The sequence below is a fragment of the Phycisphaeraceae bacterium genome, assembly GCA_020851465.1.
In the GTDB taxonomy this organism is placed as follows: Bacteria; Planctomycetota; Phycisphaerae; order Phycisphaerales; family Phycisphaeraceae; genus JADZCR01.
Genome location: JADZCR010000004.1, coordinates 1 through 2,765, shown reverse-complemented (window position 1 = coordinate 2,765; position 2,765 = coordinate 1). Strand labels below are relative to the sequence as shown.

4 protein-coding genes are annotated in these 2,765 nt (G+C 60.1%); all 4 read left to right on the top strand.

Annotation, left to right across the window (positions count from 1 at the left end; genetic code table 11):
- On the top strand, window positions 1-1,314 hold a 1,314-nt coding region (locus IT444_05130; GenBank protein ID MCC7192148.1), incomplete at its 5' end, for a hypothetical protein.
- A 50-nt stretch (window positions 1,315-1,364) separates the two neighbouring features.
- On the top strand, window positions 1,365-2,012 hold the full coding sequence (locus IT444_05125) for a hypothetical protein (GenBank protein MCC7192147.1): 648 nt from the start codon (window positions 1,365-1,367) through the stop codon (window positions 2,010-2,012).
- A gap of 205 nt (window positions 2,013-2,217) precedes the next feature.
- Window positions 2,218-2,556 (top strand): HIRAN domain-containing protein, encoded by a 339-nt coding sequence (locus IT444_05120; protein MCC7192146.1) that lies wholly within the window; start codon window positions 2,218-2,220, stop codon window positions 2,554-2,556.
- On the top strand, window positions 2,553-2,765 hold a 213-nt coding region (locus tag IT444_05115; GenBank protein MCC7192145.1), incomplete at its 3' end, for a UvrD-helicase domain-containing protein. The genes IT444_05120 and IT444_05115, both read left to right, overlap by 4 nt.

Sequence of the window (2,765 nt, the reverse complement as noted above, 5' to 3'; positions counted from 1 at the left end):
TCAGTCATGGCCAAATCAAATCGTGATCGTGTCAGTGAACTGCTGGATGCCCTGAAGGCCGGGCTGGCGCCGTACATCGTCACCGAATACGAGCGGGTCTTTAAGAGCACGATGCTCGCCGAGATCAGCGACGCGCTGACCTCCGGCACCCACGGCGGGCTGGCGGCACGCACCGCCGAGGACGCGGTCAGCGAGATGGACGTGCAGGCTTGTCTCAATGCCATGAGCCGGCGCTGGGAGCAGGTGTTCAAGGCAACGCTCGGCAAGTCAGAGCGCGGCTACGTCGGTATCCTCTCAGACGCGCGCAACAATTGGGCGCACCAGAAGCCGTTCACGAACGATCAGGCGTATGAAGCGGCCTCCATCGCCACGCGGCTGCTCGAAGCGGTCGGCGCTTCGAAGGAAGCGGCTATCTGCCATGACATCGCCACTGACCTGTTGCGCCTGCGCTTTGAGGCCGAGCAGAAGCAGTCGGTGAAGCGGTCGAACACCGGTAACCTCGGCGGCGCACCGACGACCACCGCGCCTACGCCGAGACCCGGGTCGTACACCGCCGCAGCGACCAGCAAGACTCCGGCCCTCATCATTTATCTGCTCGACGTAAGCGGTTCCATGGGCACACCGGATATCGTAATGCCCGAAGGCAACCGAATCAGTAGGATCGAACTCGTGTCGAAGTGCCTCGAAGACGTCGCGATATCGATGGTTGCACGGTCAACGCGCGGCACGTCGATCCAGCCGCGATATCGCATCGCGCTGCTCGCCTATTCCGGTCAGGTGTGGGATGTGCTCGGCGGAATCAAGACCGTGGACGAGTTCGCGCAGCAGGGCGTCCCGAATCTCTCGCCGCAGAACATGACGAACACCGAGTCGGCCTTCCTGGAAGCGGAACGCATTCTGTTGGCGGAGATCCCCAATCTGCCGCCCAACAGCCCGGCACCGATGGTCTGTCACCTGACCGACGGGGAATACAACGGCGGCGATCCGGGCCCGGTGGCGCAGGGCATCATGAACATGTCGACGCCGGACGGCAACGTGCTGGTGGAGAACATCTACATCGGGCCAAATCCACTCGGCCAGACGGTGACCGATCCGACGAGTTGGACGGGGCTCACCTCCGAGAGCGAGATTTCAAACCCGTTCGTCCAGGAATTGTTCCGGATGTCCTCCGTGCTGCCGACCAGGTATGCGGGTATCTTCCGCGAGTTTGGATACCACAACTGGCGCGATGAAGCGCGCATGCTGTTTGCCGGCAACGACTCGAAGATGATCGAAATGGCATTCGTCATGTCCGGCGTCACGCCCACACGGTAGCAGGACACGGGTGCACTCGTCTCACTATGTATGCTTGGCCCCTGACTCCTGTGGGTATCACTCATCCTTATACTCAAGTCCCCAAGGAACACGCTATCAACCTAGTCAGCAATCCGCACCTTTCGATCAAGAAGCTGTGGGAGTACTTGAAGTCCTACTGCTACCTGCCGCGTCTATACGACGAGAACGTGCTGATCGACACCATCGCCGACGGCGTCGTGCGCTGGGATGCGCCGTTCGGCTACGCGACCATGGTTGATGCGCAGGGCAATCATAAGGGTTTGGCATTCGATAACCCGGCCCGCGTGTACTTCGACGACAGGTCGGTGATCGTCCGACCGGACGCGGCGCGTGATCAATTGGAACGCGAAGCGAACGAACGCGCGCCAGAACCCACCGAGCGACCAACTCCGCTATTCGGCGGTGGAGAGACACCGGCGGCTCTGGTCGAGACCGAGGCCCAGCTGACCACGCGCTATCACGGCACGGTGACGCTTGATCCGCGGCGTGGCAATAAGGATATGGCGACGATCGTCGACGAGGTCATTCAGCGGCTGATTAGCCTGACCGGGACGAATGTGCGGATCACGGTCGAGATCAGCGCCGATCGCCCGACCGGCCTCGACGACGGGACGATTCGCACAGTGAGTGAAAATAGCCGCACGCTGAAGTTCAAGCACTACGGGTTCGAGGACTAGGCACAGATCATAACGTTGCCTTGCAGCAGTTACGGGTAAGCGAGGCAGCGGGAAGCGACCCGACAAATGTGCTAGTATGTCGATACTCTATCAACACGGTCTGCGGAAGCTGTAACGGATCATGGACGGTGGCGAGTCGTTCTTTCAGAGACATCAGAGGCTGGCTAAGCAGCAATCGACAGGCGTGGACACATATGATGTTCACGTGGTTGGCGTCACGTTCGAGGGGCGCCAGCAGGTTGTCAGGAGTATCCAGGCAAACGACCGGCTGCTGTTGCGACGCGATCCAGCGAACCGCTACGATCGTAACGCGATTCGGGTCGAAACCCTCAATGGGGTTCAGGTTGGGTTTCTGGCGAAAGACCTTGCTGCACAACTCGCTTCGCGGTTTGACCAACTCGGCGCACCCGTCAATGCGATCGTCATCGCTCATCTGGGCGGTGACAATCCCGACTACTCTCATGGTCTGAAGATACGGTTTCAGCTGCCTGCCCAGTCCAACACCGCGGCGAAAGCCATGCCGAACCTGGAGGATGAGCTTTGAGTTCGGAAACATTGACCCCGGAACAGGAGCGCGTTGTAAAGCACCCGCTTGGTCGGCATGCCCGGGTACTGGCTGTCGCGGGATCTGGCAAGACAACGACGATGGTGCAGCGAGTCAAGTACCTCGTCGACGCGCTCGGCATGGCACCTGCTTCGATCCGGATCTTAATGTTCAACAAGAGAGCGCGAGCGCAGTTCAGAGATAAACTC